Raw genomic sequence first — 15,689 nt, 5'->3', positions numbered from 1 at the left:
ATGCGTGCTGGGCTATATGACGCTCCGGCCACGCGCCAGGCTGAATGCGTGGTGCCCGATGCGACTTGCGCCTGATACACCGCATGCCCGATAGGCTGTTCGCTTGACGCTCCCGCGTTCGATAGGCCGTGTTCCCCATAGGCTGTGCGTCGCCTTTAACGGGTGGCCCGCATTGGCTGTATCGGCCGCATACGGATACACGAAAGCCCGCTCCGCACCGATTGATGTCGATGCGAGGCGGGCTTTCGTCGAGCTATATCAAGGCGCTAAGCGCCCCTAGCGACCTCGGCGGCTCACTCCAGGCCGATGCTCTTGATGTCGTGCACGGTCAGCGAGTCGACGGCGAGGACGCCGGACTCGGAGCAGAGCTTCACGGCGCGCTCGCCCTCGGACGGGTAGCTGTAGTCGCTCAGCACGTGCAGGCCGTCGTTGACGTAGACCTCCACGGAACCGCGGTCGACAAAGACGCGCAGCTGCAGCTCGTCGGCGGCCAGCTCGTCGGCGGTGAGCACCGCGGCGCGGTAGCCACGGTTGCCACGGGCCGCGGCCTGGCGGTCGACGACCACGGTGCCGGCCTGTGCGTCATAGGCCACGTAGGTGTAGGAGCCGTCGGGGGTGGCGTGGACCTTGAGGCCCGCGCGCTCGGCGGTGGTGTCCTTGAGGTTGATGTTGAGCTCGATCTCCACGGCCTCGGCGTCCTCGAGCACGAGCTTCTCCTCGTTGTTCTCCACGGCCTTGACCGTGTGCTCGAAGGTGTTGATGCGCAGGTTGTCGACCTCCGGCACCGGCACGGTGTGCAGGTCGCCGTCCTCGCCCAGGAAGCACTCGCGGGGCAGGGTCATCTGTCCGCACCAGCCGTCGTGCTGCATCGGCGCGCTCTCGTTGAAGGGGCGCATCCAGCCGTACATGATGCGGCGGCCGTCGGTCTCGAAGGACTGCGGGGCGTAGTAGTTGGCGCCGCAATCCAGCAGACGCAGCTCGGTCTCGGGCTTGAAGGGCTCGCCCGGGGTCCAGGTGCCGATCATATAGGCGGCGTTGCTGGTGTTGCGGTTCATGTAGCCCTTGGGCTTGGCGCCCATCGCGGAGAAGACGATGACCCACTTGGTGTTGCCGTCCTTGTCCTTCAGCGGGAAGAAGTCGGGGCACTCGAGCATGAAGACATCCGGATCCGGGTCCTCGAAGAGCACGTACTGGAAGGTCCAGTTGACCATGTCCTCGGAGGTGTAGAGCCACAGCTGGCCGTTGCCCTTGACGTCGGAGACGCCGTGGATCATGGTCCACACGCCGTCCTGCTTCCAGACCTTCGGGTCGCGGAAGTGCTCGCTCACCTTCTCGCGCGGGCAGTCGATGACCATGCCGAGCTTCTTGAGCTTGGTGGCGTCGTCGTCCTCGGCGATGGCGGCCATCTGGACCTGCCACTGGCCGTCGGTGCGGTCGACGCCGTTGTTGTAGCGCTCGCCGGTGTAGTAGAAGCGCAGCTTGCCCTCGTCGTCGACGATGGCCGAGCCGGAGAAGACGCCCTGGCCCTCCTCCTCGAGGCTGGGAGCCATGGTGACCGGCTCGCGGCGCCAGGAGACCATGTCGGTGCTGGAGACGTGACCCCAGTGCATCGGGCCCCACTGCGTGCCGTAGGGGTGCAGCTGGTAGTAGACGTGGTAGCGGCCCTTGTAGCGGCACAGGCCGTTGGGATCGTTGATCCAGCCGCCGTCGGAGGCGATGTGGAACTTGGGGTACCAGCGGTCGTCGCGCTGCATGGCGAGCGTGTCGATGGCGGCCTCGGCCTTCGCGATCTCCTCGTTCTCGTCGCGGATCTCATGGTAAACGGGATATTCGGTAGTCATCATTGATGCCTTTCATTTCAATTGTGGCCGGCGCACGAAAGGTGACGTCGGCCAAATGCCTGGGGTGCGGAGCCGTGCGTGGCTTATGATACCAACGCGCGCACGGCTCCACAACGGGGAGGAAACCGGTCAGGCGGAGACTTCCGCTTCGGCCTTCTTGCGGTCCTTGATGCGGATGAACGGATCGCCGTCCACCTGCTGGTCGTCCTTCTTGATGATGAAGAAGCCGTAGATCAGCGCCACGAGCACGATGCCCGAGATGGTGAAGAAGGTGGGGCGGTCGCCCAGCTTGTCGTGCATCAGGCCCAGAGGCGTCGACATGACGGTCTGGCCCAGCGACGCGGCGACGTGGAAGCCGACCATGTAGAGCGTGGCCGAGAGCTTCGTGTTGTAGTGCAGCGTGAAGTAGCGGAAGATCGGCAGGCTGAAGAGCGGGACCTCGATGGCGTGGAACATCTTGACCACGGAGATCATCACCGGGTCGTGGAAGACGCCGCACAGGCCGATGCGCAGGAACATCACCACGGCGCCGAGCAGCAGCGAGTTGCGCACGCCGATGTGGTCCATGATCACCGGGACCACGCCCATCATCGCGGACTCGCAGAAGACCTGGACCGCGTTGAGGGTGCTGTACCAGTCATTGCCCTGAGCCTGGGTCTGGAAGAGGCTGACGTAGTAGTTCGGGAACATCTGCTGGTCGAAGACCGTGTAGAAGGTGTAGGTGAAGAAGATGAAGACGACGACGGCCCAGAGGGAGCCCATGCCGAGCACGGAGACCATTTCCTTGACGGACGGGTTGCTGTGGGGCGCGTTCGGATCGGCGTCCTTCTTCATTTCCTCACGCTGGGCGGCTGGACGCCAGAAGACGTAGACGCAGAGCATGCCGACGCCGAAGGCGGAGCCGAGCCAGAAGTTGTACATCATGTTCATGTTGAACAGGTGGCCGGCGATGAGCGCCACGAGCGCGTAGCCGAAGGAGCCCCATGCGCGGGACTGGCCGTACTTGAAGTTGAAGAAGCGGCTGCAGCGCTCGGTGAGCGCCTCGACCAGCGAGCAGCCGGACATGAAGCCGGCGGAAAGCACGATGGAGCCGATGAGCACGCCGATGAACTTGGTGGTGCCGCCGGCGGTCAGCATGGGCGCGTAGACGAACTGCGCGAACGGGCCGACGCAGGCCGCGATCACCGAGACGACGATGACTAGGCGGCGCTTGATGACCAGGCTGTCCTGGATGATGCCGTAGACGAACATGATGATGAGCGTCGCCAGCGAGTTGACCGAGTAGATGGCGCCCTGCTGGGCGGAAGTCATGCCCAAGCCCTTGGTCGGGTCGGTGAGCCATCTGGAGAAGAAGGACCACCAGATGCCCCAGGAGCAGAAGAACATGAAGATACCGACGGAGCTCTCAAGATATGAGGGGTTGCGGTACGTATTGGCACCTCTTTTTGCCATTGCTTAACCTTTCTTTTCGGCGTCACTGCCACGTGGCGTTCACACCGGCTTCCGGGAAATCATCCATCGCCACGTTGTGGTCAAGGAAGCCATGTTGACAAAATATAGGACGGGAAACGATTCACGTCAAGCTGAATATCGTCTGTGGCGTGGCGGCAGAGGCGTGTCGCGGTGTTGTCCGTCTGTGATTTCGCGGGGGATTCGCGGAGGCCGTGCAGGGGTTATGCGGGGGTTTTCGGCGACCTTGAAACAGGGCGGGCGAGAGGCTCCGATGGCTCGCCTTCCGGTGCGCCGCGGGCTGTGAAATGGCGGTATCATGCCGTTTCGGTGGCCTGGGCCGAAGGCGTGTCGGCGAGATGGGTGAGCTGTTCCCAGCTCGCCTCTGATCTGTTGCCGATTCGCTGCGGGGCCGCGGCGAGCTCACTTTCGCGGGAGCCTCAGACCGGTCCCAGTCTTTCTTCGGAATTTTCGGAGGTTTTGGGCCGTCGGTACCGCCGTTACCGTATCGGGGCGTCGCCTTCTTCTTCACCTTTTTCTTCGCAGTGCATACCGATCACCGAGCCGTTCTCGACCAGCGTGCAGTGGATGCGCACCGGGCTCGGGGCGTCCAACGGCGGAATCGGCGCACGGGTGTGCGGGTCGATGGTCTCGTCAAGCGGGTGCTCCTCGATCATCGAGATGAGGCGGCGCGCGCCCCAGTAGCCCATCTCATAGTGGGGCAGCTCCACGGTGGTGGGCTTCGGGTCGAAGGTCTCGGCGAGCACGCGGTGGTTGTCGACGCCGACCACCGAGCTGTCGCGGCCGACGCGCAGCCCGCGCCGTGCGGCGCATTCGTAGACGTACCAGGTGCGGGCGTCGTTGAAGCAGAAGAACGCGTCCGGACGCTGTTCGTCGAAGAGGCGGGAGACGGCCTCGAGCGCCGGGCCGTTGTTGGCCACGCCGATCTCGAGGTCCGGGTCGATCTCCATGCCGTGGCCGCGCAGGGCCTGCTCGTAGCCCTCGCGCCGCGGCCGTTCGGCGAGCATGCCTTTGGAGGAGCCGATGTAGGCGATGCGCCTGGCCCCGGAGGCGATCAGATGGTTGGTGGCGTCGTAGCCGATGCCGCGCTCGTCGGGGATGACGCAGGGCACTCGGCCCGCCTCGTCGATGGCGTCAAGCAGCACGGTCGGGCGGCGCAGCAGGCTTTCCGGCACGCGGGTGAGGCGGTTGTATACCTTCGCGCACAGGAATCCGTCCACCTCGTAGCGCTTCAGGGCCTCGATGCCTCGCTCCACGTTCGTCTCGCCGTCGGTGTTGACCAGCAGCATCATGTAGCCCAGCTCGCTCGCCGCGTCCTGCGCGCCGCTGATGATCGCGCCGGCGTAGGGGGTGGTGGCGATCTGCTCGCTGAGGAAGCCGATGGTGCTGGTGCGGCTGGTCCTCAGTGACCTGGCCAGGGGGTTGGGGCGGTAGCCCATGGATTTCGCCGTCGCCCGGATGCGCTCGGCGAGCTCCTTGTTCACATGCCCGGATTCGCGGTGGTTCAGGGACATCGAGACCGCGGTGACTGACGCTCCTGCGCGTTTGGCAACTTCCTTGATTGTCGTCATATTTACCACGTTAGACGAACGCGCTGAAATGGGGCGGAGGGTGCCGCCGATTGCCTCGGCGGGCGGCCGGCGGCGAGGCGCTGCGTGTCAGGTGAGGCACAAGGTGTGGTTTCGTAACAGTGTGTGGTTGGTTCGGTGACAAAACGGGCTGTGGGCGTCCGCCTTGCGCCGATTGGTGGCGGATGACGAAAACAAGGTACTAGTTATAAGGTATGCGCGCGCGGGCGGGTATAGACTGGGACCCTCATGAATATCGACAGCACCGACAACATAAACCGCGCTTCTTCCCGTATCCATACCCGTTTCCGCCGCAGGTCGTTGAGGGCGCTCGCGGCATTGCTGGCCGCCGTGGTCATGGTGCCGGTCGTCTTCTTCACCTTCACCCCGGACTGGGCGCCGGCCAACACCGCCGAGGCCGAACCCGCGTACGAGGTCCAGCAGGCGGCGCAGAACGATAACGGCGACGGCGAGTCCGCCTCGAGCGTGCTGGACGAGCTGCCGCTCAAGGGCCGCGCGCCCAAGACCGGCTACAAGCGCGCCAAGTTCGGCCGCGCCTGGGCCGACGTGGACCGCAACGGCTGCGACACCCGCAACGACATCCTCGGCCGCGACCTCAAGGACAAGCGCCTCAAGCCCGGCACCCGCGGCTGCAAGGTGATGGCGGGCACGCTCAGCGACCCCTACACGCGCAAGACCATCAGCTTCAGGCAGGGGCGGCGCACCTCGTCGGCGGTGCAGATCGACCACGTCGTCGCGCTGTCGAACGCCTGGCAGACCGGCGCGCAGCAGCTCACCGAGGCGCAGCGCACGCAGATGGCCAATGACCCCTATAACCTACTGGCCGTCGACGGGCCGAGCAACCAGCAGAAAAGCGACGGCGACGCGGCCACCTGGCTGCCGGCCAACAAGGGCTACCGCTGCGATTACGTCGCGCGGCAGATCGGTGTGAAGCACAAGTATGGCCTGTGGGTCACCGCTCCCGAAAAAGCGGCGATGAAGCGCGTGCTGGCCACCTGCCCGGCGCAGCAGGTTCCGGCCGATGACGGTCCGTTCGCTGAAAAAACCGTTTTGTGATATTTCATACAAAACTGGCGAAGCGTTGATATTTCGCCATTTTCAGCGTTTGTGTATCGTTTGATTCAAATGTATGATTAAAGACATCAGTTTCGATTCCAATGAGGAAACGAAAACGCTACGATGTGGTACGTGAATTTGCCAGGTTCGGCGCGATTGCGTGGGCTGGTCAGTTCCTGACTATCATCCGCAACATGAAAGGACAGCTATGAAAGCCGTTGTGTTCAAAGAGTACAAGACGTTCCCGTCGCTCGAAGATGTCGAGAAGCCGACCCCTGGGCCGGGCGAGGTGCTGCTGAAGGTTGCCGGCGCTGGCTGCTGCCATTCCGACGTTTCCGTCTTCCGCGACTATGACGAGGTCACCGGCGCGCAGACCAAGCCCTCGTTCATCCTCGGCCACGAGACCTCCGGCTGGGTCGAAGAGGTCGGCTCCGGCGTCACCGGTTTCAAGAAGGGCGATGCCTACCTGGTCTACGGCCCCACCGGCTGCGGCCACTGCAAGCGCTGCGTCGCCGGCGAAGAGAACTACTGCGAGAACATGGCCACCAACAAGTCCCTGGCCATCGGCCTCGGTCGCGACGGCGGCATGGCCGAATACATGGTCGTCCCCGCGCGCAACCTCGTGCCGCTGGGCGACGCCGACCCGATTGCCGCGGCTCCGCTCGCCGACGCCGCGCTGACCCCGTACCACGCCATCAAGGCCGCGCTGCCCCACCTGCAGGGCGGTGGCAAGTACGCGCTGGTCATCGGCCTGGGCGGCCTGGGCCAGATCGCCATTCAGATCCTGAAGGCCATCACCGGCGCCACCATCATCGCCACCGACATGAAGCCCGAAGCCATGGCCAAGGCCGAGGAGAAGGGCGCCATCACCGTCAAGGGCGATGAGCATGAGGTCGAGAACATCCGCAAGATCACCGGAGGCCACGGCGTTGACGCCGTCTTCGACTTCGTGGGCATCGCGCCGACCATCGCCGCCGCGCAGGCCGCTTCCGCCATCGATTCCCGCGTCACCATCGTGGGCATCGCCGGCGGCAAGGCTTCCTACGACTGGTACAGCAACCCGTGGCAGCAGGAGCTCGTGAGTGTCTACTGGGGCTCCATGCCCGAGCTGCACGAGGTCGCCGCGCTCTATCGCGAGGGCCTGATCACCCCCGAGGTCGAGACCTACTCGATGGACAACGCGCTCGACGCCTACCACAAGCTGGTCGACGGCAAGCTCTCCAAGCGCGCCGTCGTGGTGCCTCACATGGGTGAGTGAGCAATAGCGAATATTGTGAGTTAATCAGCCCTAGTTGGATTTGACTGGATCTGATTGTTGGATGGCGGGATGCCCCTGGTGGGTGTCCCGCCTTTCGTATGTGGCGGTGGTTATTAGCTATATTGGTGCGAAGCCGTGTAGTAGATTGATTGGCGTTGGTGCGCGGGGCTGTTTGGCTGAATGGTTAGCGGATTGTTGCGCCGCGATTGGTGGGTCGTTGCGCCGAGGATGAGCGGTGTTGAAGCGGCGCGGCGCAGCTTATATATTGGAGATAGCGCAACGTGCGGCGGTTGCTGGCGGTTGCCGGCGACTGTTGACGGTTGCGATATCTGGTTGAATTTCGATTTTTGGGAGTGAACATGGTCTGGCCTTGGATGCATCTGATCGTTGGAGTGGTGTTGATCGTCGCGGTGGCGGCGGGGCTGCTGGGGCCCGCGAAGGGCACCAAGGTGTGGGCCATGATCGCCCGCGTCTGCTACATCCTCATCATCCTGAGCGGCGTGCTGATGATCGTACGCGCCTGGGAGCACAGCCCGGTGCTGCTCGTGGTGAAGGTCGTGCTGGCCATCGTCATGATCGCCTTCGCCGAGATCGGGTTCGCCAGGAAGTCGCGCGAGGCCGCGGGCGCCTCGGCCATCTGGATTCCGATCGTGCTCGGCGTGGTCGTGCTGGTGCTCGGCTTCGTGATGACCGGCGGTTTCCCCGTCATCATGCACTAGCCGCTGGCAGCTGGCTGGTCCATCCGGCTGAGGCTGAGCCGCACGGATGCTTCGTTTACGCCATAAATGAGCCACTGATCTGAGGTGAGCGGCTCATTTATGGCGCTTTTGTTTATTTTCGCCATTTTTGGGCCGCTGAATCGTCGTCAGTGGCTTGTTTATGGCGTAACTGGTTGGGTGCGCGTTGGTGCGCGCAGTTGCGCATCGGATAATAAGGTTCTGGGTATCTTTTGCGACGGATATTGTGAAAATGTCGCTAAAAACGGATGGCGCCGCCGTTTTCCCGTTACTATTCGAGTTGAATCGAATTGAGTCATGCCGAATCAGACTGGGCTAAGTTGAACCGAGCTGAGCTGGATTGGGTTGGGTTAAGACAAGCCGGGTCAGGTTTGGCTGGGTTAAGCCGAGCCGGATCAGGATGTGCTGGGTTGGTCTGCATCGAGTCGGATCGAGCTGGGCCAAGTCGGGCTGATTCGGGAGAGCTAGCCGAGCCGGCTTGAGTCTGGTCAAGCCACGCCAAGTCAGGTTGGGCCGGGTTGAGCCAAACTGAGTCAGGACGGGCTGGGTTGGACTGAGCCGAATCCGATTGGGATAGGTTGGGCCGGGTCGAGCTAGGTTGGGCTGAGTTGAGTCACGCCGAGTGCAGGTTGGGCTGGATTGAGCTAAGCCGGTCGCTGAGTCGGTGAGTCGGCGAGCTTTCGTTGAAGGATGGGATGGGTATGGTGGTTTTTCGTTGGGCGCATATTGGCGCGGCGGTGGTGGCGCTCGCCGCGATGGTGATCGGCATACTGGTGCCCGTCGGCCAGCTTGAGGCGTGGGCGATGGTGGCCCGGATCTGCTACATCGTGCTCATGGTCAGCGCGGTGCCCACACTGCTGCACGCGTGGCGCGCGAACTGGTTCATGACCATCGTCAAGGTAGTCGCCGCCTTCGGGCTCATCGGCATGTGCGAGGTCGCCTTCGTCCACCGGCTTCACGGCACTTCGCCGCTGCAGGCGCTCTGGATGCCGCTGCTCTTTGGTGTCGTGGTCTTCGTCCTGGGCCTCTGGCTGGCTCGCGGCAAGCACCATGGTCGCGGCAAGGCCAAATCGCCGCGACAGTAGCTAACGGCTGCACATGGTGCACAGCCACGCATGCTTCATTGGACCTATCGGACCCATCGGACCCATACTCCGGTTACGCCATAAACAAGCCGCTCGCCGACGCCCAGTGGCTCATTTATGGCGGCTTTGTTTGATTGCGCCATTTTAGGCCGGTGAGTCGTCGTCAGCGGCTCGTTTATGGCGCAATCTGTCCGCCCGTATTTGCGACACGCAAACTCGAATACGCAAATCGAGAAGTGGCTATATAATTGAAAGTTGTTGCCCCTCTGGCTCAATGGTTAGAGCAGCGTCCTTTTAAGTCGTGGGTTGTGGGTTCGAGTCCCACGGGGGGCACCACCGAAAGGCATCGTGATTTCGCGGTGCCTTCATTGTTTTCTTACGCAGTATGGGATTTGGCATATCTGCGGTCATAGCTGTTTGCGCGCGAATTTGCGGTAATAGTTCTTTTTGAAGTCGCGGGCCTTGCCGAAGACGATCTCTTCCGAACGGGTCGTTTGGTTGTGGATGTAGCGCAAGTGCGACAGTTCCATGCAGCAAGCCAGGTCGGCCACTTGGGCAAGGCGGTACTGCTGGTAATTCAGCGGATTGATGTGGCGATGGTCGATGTGCAGAATCAAGGAATCGAGGCGCGAGACGATTGAGGCGAGCTGGTTCTGGCCGTCGTCGTAGTAGACGATCACTTCGTCGTAACCGGTGAAAAGCGATTGGTTGGTCAGCGCAAAATCGTTGAATTCCTGGGTTATGGCCTTGCCCAGGCTTTCGGGGGAGCGGTAGATCTTGCGGTCGAAGGTGAACATCTTATAGCGCAGGTGGCATTTGCCGGCGAAAACATACAAACGCGATAGCATGCGTTGACGCTCCGATATCGAGAATTCTTTATACTCATATTCGCCCCGTAAAAGAGGCCGGGTGTGGATGGGGCCTGTGCGCAGATTGTCGCGTAACAGAGCTTTTTCCAAGTCTGCTATGTACTGATTGATGTCATTTATTTGGTCGTGGAATACCATGGCGATGACGTAATAGGGATTATGCGGCTCGTAGCTACCGAAATCTCCGGATTCGTCGATAAAAATGCTGAGCGCGGCCATGCGTTCCTCCACAAAAGAATAGTGGCGGGGGTCTCCCCCGCCATTTCGCTGGACCCGTAAGCCCACTGCCAGATTAACAGATGTTTTACAAAGTGGCAAATAATTTGGATTTTTAATTATGGAGATTTCTTGCTCAGCGGAGTTGCGCTGGGTTATTGGGTGGATGCGACGTTGGCCAGTGACGGGGGAATGGTACAGAATGACAACGCAAAAGCGCCGGCCCAGCAGTTGATTGTGCTGCTGAACCGGCGCTTTCGTTGTTATCGGTCGTGGGCTCGCTTTACTCAGCGGTTTCCGGAGCGCGGTGCTGGACGACGGTGAACTCGTCGTTGCGCTTGATTGCCGCCAGGGCCGCCAGCGTGATGGCTGCCAGAAGCAGGAAGATCCACAGCGGCATATGGCGCGTGCTGCTGACCTTGCTGACGGTGGCCGTGGTGTCGTTGGTGCAGGCAGTGCTGGCCGGAATCAGCGTCCCTTCCACGTAGCTGACGGGCTCGCACGTGAGCTTGCCGTGGCTCCGTACTTTGAGCTTGATCTTGTTGCCGGTACTCAGACTATGGTCGTTGCCGTTAGCCTGTACCGTGGTGTTGACGATGGGCGGCGAGGTCGCAGTACCGGCTCCGGGACGTGGTGCCGGAGCCGGGTTATGGCTGGGTGACGGCGCAGGATCCGTGCCTGGAGTGGTGTCGTGCTTGGGTATTTGGTGGAGTATCACTTCAAGGGTCGGAGCGGGTGTTGGAGTGATTGGATCTAGCGTGATTGACGGAATCGGCTTGGTCGTGTTTGTCAAGGAGTCGGTGACGTCCAGTTCGCCGCCGTTCGCGAAACTCTTCGGTATCCAGACTTCATAGATGGTTAGGTTGGAAGTCTCATCGAACTGGAGTGTGTCGCCCTTCTGATAGAGACGTGTAGTAGCAGTAGTGCCTATGTCGGCTTGGCTTGTGGTCCAACCGACGAACTTATAGCCGTCGGACTGGTTGCCGTTGGTCTTATTAAGCAGGGTGAATTGGCTGTCTGGCGCCTTTAAATTGGTAAATGGCGTGTCTTGTTCGTCATAAAGGTGGACGACTGCGATGCCGCCGAGCTCGGTTGTTGTTTTGCTCTGGTCTCCGTCGATTCTCGTATTGGTAGGAAGCGGAGTCGAAGGCTTCATGGTCAGTGTCACCTGACGTTGCCATACATACGTGCCGTACCGATCGGCGTCGTTTGTTCGGGTTCTGGCGGCCAAGGCATCAGAAGTATACGTCACTGTCGGGTCAATGTGAGATGAGGTGAAGTTGTTGCGTAGCTGAATCCACTTTCCTGTATAGCCTGTTCCTGCCGGTGTTTGGAGGCAGGTATCAACGTCTAGTTTTGTATTGAATCCTAGGATCAGCTGTGTGAATGTGCAGCCCCAGAACATGCCGTACATATTGTAAACACCTCTGGTGTCGAAACTAGTGAGGTCCAGATAAGTCAGCTTGGAACAATCTTTGAACATATTAGACATCTCGTAGACATGTCTGGTGTCGAAACTGGTGAGATTAAGGCTGGTCAGATTTGAACAATGGTCAAACATGTTCCACATATAAGTGACGTTACCGGTGTGGAAGTGTTGGCCGAGATTGAGGTTACGTAGTTTTTCGCAGCCCGAAAACATCCCATCCATTCTGACAACATTGGAAGTGTTGAAACTGCTGAGATCTAAGCTGGTTAGATTGGACAAGTTTGCAAACATTCCATCCATATTGGTGACGTTGTGTGTGTCGAAGCTGCTGAGGTCCAAGCTGGTCAATTTGTGATTGATATTGAACATATCGCACATGTTGGTGACATGACTGGTGTCGACCTTGTCGAAATTGACGATTTCAGTGATATTGGGTAGGTAAGCGAATATATGGCTGGAATCTTCAGGGAAATATGTCTTTCCCCCAGTGAAAACGACTTTGGTGACTGAGTTATTGTTCCAGGCGGGAAGCATATTGTAGAGGAAGCCGCCTGTCACAGGAGAATTAACTGTTAGGGTAGTGCCTTCCACGGTGCTTGTGGCTTGATTAGTAGGGAATGGGTCATCTTGCGCGGCGGGCGTGGATTTGGTCGCAGCTGTGGTTGACGGCTTTGCTGCCGACTTGGAATCGTTGTTGCCGGTGGCTTGCCGGCTGTTGCTCGCCTTGTCGTTTTGCGTCGTGGCCGGAGCCTGGCTGGTGTCATCGGCTGCGGGCGACGGCTGCGCGGTTTGCTCGGACTGGGACTGCGTGGTCTCAGGGTGCGAGCGCTGGATGTCCTCCGCCTGCGATAGAGCGGGCATGGCGAGCATCGCCGCAGCGGCCGCCACTCCAATCAATGCCTTGGTGTTGATCTTCATGCTTCTCCAACTTCTTCGATTCTCTACGCGCTATCGGTGGCGATACCATGCCGGACGCGAATGCTTACTACTGCCTCCCCAAGCAGTCATTTAGAGTATATTGTATTCTAAATTGTTTTGTTTGTGTGACGGTGTTTCGTTTAAAAATCCAGATATTTTGTTGCTTGTAGTCTGATTAACCGATGAATATACCGGTTTATATGTGTTACTGACCCAGGTAGTGGTATGTGGAGTAAACGCGCCTCGATACGATATTGGCCGGTGGCGGGCTTGGATCTGATCGAGCTGTCACCGACCAACGCTGGTGGTTATGGTTGTTTATGGCTTGTTGGATTTACCTTTCGGTTTCGGCGGCGCGGTGCTGGACGACGGTGAAGTCGTCGTTGCGTTTGATTGCTGCTAGGGCCGCCACGGTGATGATGGCTAGCAGCAGGAAGATCCACAGTGGCATGTGGCGGGTACTGACAGTCTTGCTGACGGTGGCCGTGGTGTCGTTGGCGCAGGTGGCGCTTGCGGGAATGAGCGTACCCTCCACGTAGCTGACCGGCTCGCACTTGGGGGTCTTGTGACCGCGTGCCTGAGGCTTGGCCGTGTTGCCGGAGCTCAGCGAGCGGTCGCCGCCAAGTGCCTGCGCGGTCGCCATGGCGCCGGGCATGAGCGGGGCGGTCGGCGTTCCGAGCCCGGTGTTCCGGCCCGGTGCCGACGGGGCGCCTGGGTTCGATGGCATGCCCGGGTTCGGGTTAGGAGATGGTGTTGGCGTCGGGCTGGGTGATGGTGTCGGGGTGTTCCTCGTCCAGATTTGGTAGAGGGTGTGGCCGGGGATGTCCTCCGGGTTCAGTTGAGCGTCCTTCTGGTAGACGGTGCCGCTCGCTTGCCCGCCGGTGATGTCGGTGTCCGACCATCCGGCGAACCGGTAATCGGAGGCGTGCGTCCCCTGCAGCGTGTACTTGCTGCCGGGAGCCTTGAAGCTGGTGAGCAGGATATCGTGCCCGCCGGCGCCCTCGATGGTGGCCACCCCGCCCAGCATGGTCTTACTGGCCGGATCGGCGACACTGGTTCCGGAAGGCAAATCGCTCGACGGCTTGAAGGTCAGCCTCTGCTGCCACACGTACGTGCCTGCGCTGTCAGCTTCATCGTTCATTGTCCTATTGGCTAGCTCGTAGCTGGTGTAGGTAGTATTGGGGTCTACGTTTGCAGATTGTGTGCCGGGTTCCGGTAGCTGGATCCACTTGCCCGTATAGCCATCATCTGGGGAAATTAGGTCATCAATGTTAAACACAAGGCCATTCAATCCTGTCTTTGCTCCTATGCGTAGCTGCCTCAGATGTTCGCAGCCGTCGAATATCCCGGTTGTGTAGTTGCCGGTGTTGTGGTTGTCGATGCCGCTCATATCCAGGCTTTCCAGGTTCTTACAGCTCATAAACATGAAAGCCATGTCGGTGACGTTGCTAGTGTCGAGTCCGCTCATGTTTACGCTCTTCAGGCCTGGGCAGTACCAGCATATGCTGTCCATGGTGGTGAGGCTGTGGGTGTCAAGGCCTCTCATGTCGAGGCTGGTCAGTTTCTCACAGCTTTCGAACATATCGTGCATGTCGGTGACGTTGCCGGTGTCGAGATGGCTGAGGTCGATGCTGGCCAGACTTTCGCAGTATTTGAACATGCTGTTCATGTCGGTGACGTTACTGGTATCGAAGTGGTTGAGATCGAGATTGGTCAGTTTCTCGCAGTCGTAGAACATACTGTTCATGTCAGTGACGTGGCTGGTGTCGACTTTATCGAGGCCTGTGATGGAGGTGAGGGCATTGAAGCCCTCGAAGAGGCCACTTGAGTCTTGGGGCAGGTATGTGGTTCCTCCAATGAATTGAATCTTGGTTATCGGTGTATTTCCAGAGTGTGCCACCCTGGTGAATTCGCTCCTGTCGAGGTCGCTGGTGCCTCCTTCGGGGGAGTGGACGGTGAGAGTGCCATGATTAACGCTGATGGTGGCTGGTGTGCCGCTGCCCCAGGTGGAGGGGAAGCTGGTTTGCGATGTGCTTTGATTTGTTGCAGACTTGGGTTCGAAAGTCTTGCTGCTGGTTTCTGGCTGGCTGTTGCTCAGTTTATTTTCGTGGGGGAGGGTCTTTGCTTTTTCGCTATCTCCACCGATGGTTTGTGACTGAGGGGTCTGCGCATCCTCGGGGTGTGAGCGTTGAATTTCCTGGGCTTGGGAGAGAGCGGGTAGGGCGAGCATTGCCGCAGCGGCTATCAGTCCGATTGCTACCTTTGTGTTCTTCATGGCTTCTCCAGCTTTCCTGATCCTCTTCACCTGATGCCGCGTGATTTGTGTCGTTGCTTCGGCGTCAGTGACTGTTCCCTGGGCAGTCTTACAGAATATATTATATTACAAACCACTCTTTTGTATGACGGTGTTTCTTCTTTGACTCACCGGATATTTTGTCTTTTGCAAACCTATTCGTTGATGAATATGTGGCCTGAGCTATACGGATCGATTGCGCACGTGCTGGTGGAAGTGGAAAGGGGAAAGATTGAGGCGGGGTGAAACCCCGCCTCGAGGTGGACCTTACTTCCTAGTCCAATAGCTGCCAGTTTAGTGCATCTGCCAGCTGATGTCGGTTTTTGTTCTAAATGGCAGTACGACAAGATGGTGCCACAGCGGGTGGAGCTTTACTTGGATATCGTCTGGTCTTAACGAGATTTCGAGCGTTCTCGTTTGAGCTAATGCTGAGGGCAAATACGACGTTGGCCGGTGACGGGCTCGAAGCTGATTGAGTTTGTCACCGGCCAACGCTGTATTTGGTTTATAACTGCTGGTGTGGGAAGCTGTGGAGTTCTTATTGACTGATCCTGTGTCTGTTTGCGGACTTGTTAGTCGATAGTCTCAGCTCAATCATGCTAACTCAGCTCACCTCGCCCTCAGAGCTGGCCCAGGGCCTCGAGCTTGGTCTTGAGGTCGGTGGCGCTGGGCTCGACCTGGAAGTCGCCGTCGGAGAAGAGGACGACCGGGATGTGCTTCTGGCCGCTGATCTCGATGGCCTTGGCCTCGGCGCCGTCCTCATGCTCGATGTCGTGCCAGTGATAGCCCACGCCGAAGCGGTCGAGCGCCGCCTTCGCGCGCCTGCAGTCGCCGCACCAGTCGGCCCCGTAGATCTCGATGTTCGCGTCCGCCATGTCTGGCTCCTTTCCGTTTCCGGTTACCCGCCGCGTTGGTCTCTCGCGTCCCG

11 protein-coding genes, 1 tRNA gene and 1 pseudogene are annotated in these 15,689 nt (G+C 59.6%); 6 read left to right on the top strand and 7 right to left on the bottom strand.

Annotated features, from left to right (window positions below):
- Nucleotides 1–293 precede the first annotated feature (293 nt).
- The 3 genes from PT282_RS07340 to PT282_RS07330 form a co-directional block, all read right to left on the bottom strand.
- Nucleotides 294–1,844, bottom strand: a complete 1,551-nt coding sequence (locus PT282_RS07340; RefSeq protein WP_277168871.1) for a glycoside hydrolase family 32 protein — start codon at nucleotides 1,842–1,844, stop codon at nucleotides 294–296.
- A 126-nt stretch (nucleotides 1,845–1,970) separates the two neighbouring features.
- On the bottom strand, nucleotides 1,971–3,293 hold the full coding sequence (locus PT282_RS07335; protein WP_277168870.1) for an MFS transporter: 1,323 nt from the start codon (nucleotides 3,291–3,293) through the stop codon (nucleotides 1,971–1,973).
- Between the two features lie 497 nt (nucleotides 3,294–3,790).
- The gene (locus tag PT282_RS07330) at nucleotides 3,791–4,882 is read right to left on the bottom strand and encodes a LacI family DNA-binding transcriptional regulator (protein ID WP_277168869.1); all 1,092 of its coding nucleotides are present in this window, start codon (nucleotides 4,880–4,882) and stop codon (nucleotides 3,791–3,793) included.
- A gap of 354 nt (nucleotides 4,883–5,236) precedes the next feature.
- On the opposite strand from PT282_RS07330, the pseudogene PT282_RS07325 reads away from it, so the two are divergent.
- The 6 genes and pseudogenes from PT282_RS07325 to PT282_RS07300 form a co-directional block, all read left to right on the top strand.
- Nucleotides 5,237–5,929 (top strand): annotated as a pseudogene (locus PT282_RS07325) (HNH endonuclease family protein); the annotation flags it as partial.
- Nucleotides 5,930–6,164: 235 nt separating this feature from the next.
- Nucleotides 6,165–7,214, top strand: a complete 1,050-nt coding sequence (locus PT282_RS07320) for an NAD(P)-dependent alcohol dehydrogenase (protein WP_277168868.1) — start codon at nucleotides 6,165–6,167, stop codon at nucleotides 7,212–7,214.
- Nucleotides 7,215–7,588: 374 nt separating this feature from the next.
- Entirely contained in the window at nucleotides 7,589–7,933 is a 345-nt protein-coding gene (locus tag PT282_RS07315; protein ID WP_277168867.1) for a DUF1516 family protein, read from the top strand.
- 99 nt (nucleotides 7,934–8,032) lie between these two features.
- Nucleotides 8,033–8,245 carry a hypothetical protein gene (locus tag PT282_RS07310; RefSeq protein WP_277168866.1) on the top strand — a complete coding sequence of 71 codons (213 nt, stop codon included), beginning with the start codon at nucleotides 8,033–8,035 and terminating at the stop codon, nucleotides 8,243–8,245.
- A 407-nt stretch (nucleotides 8,246–8,652) separates the two neighbouring features.
- Nucleotides 8,653–9,036 carry a DUF1516 family protein gene (locus PT282_RS07305; RefSeq protein WP_277168865.1) on the top strand — a complete coding sequence of 128 codons (384 nt, stop codon included), beginning with the start codon at nucleotides 8,653–8,655 and terminating at the stop codon, nucleotides 9,034–9,036.
- 260 nt (nucleotides 9,037–9,296) lie between these two features.
- Nucleotides 9,297–9,372, top strand: a tRNA-Lys gene (locus PT282_RS07300).
- A 71-nt stretch (nucleotides 9,373–9,443) separates the two neighbouring features.
- On the opposite strand, the gene PT282_RS07295 is transcribed toward PT282_RS07300, so the two are convergent.
- From PT282_RS07295 to PT282_RS07280, 4 genes are all read right to left on the bottom strand, one after another.
- On the bottom strand, nucleotides 9,444–10,124 hold the full coding sequence (locus PT282_RS07295; protein ID WP_277168864.1) for a DUF3800 domain-containing protein: 681 nt from the start codon (nucleotides 10,122–10,124) through the stop codon (nucleotides 9,444–9,446).
- A gap of 280 nt (nucleotides 10,125–10,404) precedes the next feature.
- Nucleotides 10,405–12,468 carry a BspA family leucine-rich repeat surface protein gene (locus tag PT282_RS07290; protein ID WP_277168863.1) on the bottom strand — a complete coding sequence of 688 codons (2,064 nt, stop codon included), beginning with the start codon at nucleotides 12,466–12,468 and terminating at the stop codon, nucleotides 10,405–10,407.
- Nucleotides 12,469–12,802: 334 nt separating this feature from the next.
- Nucleotides 12,803–14,743: a BspA family leucine-rich repeat surface protein gene (locus tag PT282_RS07285; RefSeq protein WP_277168862.1), complete on the bottom strand. Its 1,941-nt coding sequence runs from the start codon at nucleotides 14,741–14,743 to the stop codon at nucleotides 12,803–12,805.
- A 638-nt stretch (nucleotides 14,744–15,381) separates the two neighbouring features.
- The gene (locus tag PT282_RS07280; RefSeq protein WP_277168861.1) at nucleotides 15,382–15,636 is read right to left on the bottom strand and encodes a mycoredoxin; all 255 of its coding nucleotides are present in this window, start codon (nucleotides 15,634–15,636) and stop codon (nucleotides 15,382–15,384) included.
- Nucleotides 15,637–15,689: the final 53 nt, after the last annotated feature.

This window comes from Bifidobacterium sp. ESL0763, assembly GCF_029433395.1.
Classification (GTDB): Bacteria; Actinomycetota; Actinomycetes; order Actinomycetales; family Bifidobacteriaceae; genus Bifidobacterium.
Note: the sequence above shows the minus strand (reverse complement) of the source record. Positions and strands in the feature narration are given on the sequence as shown.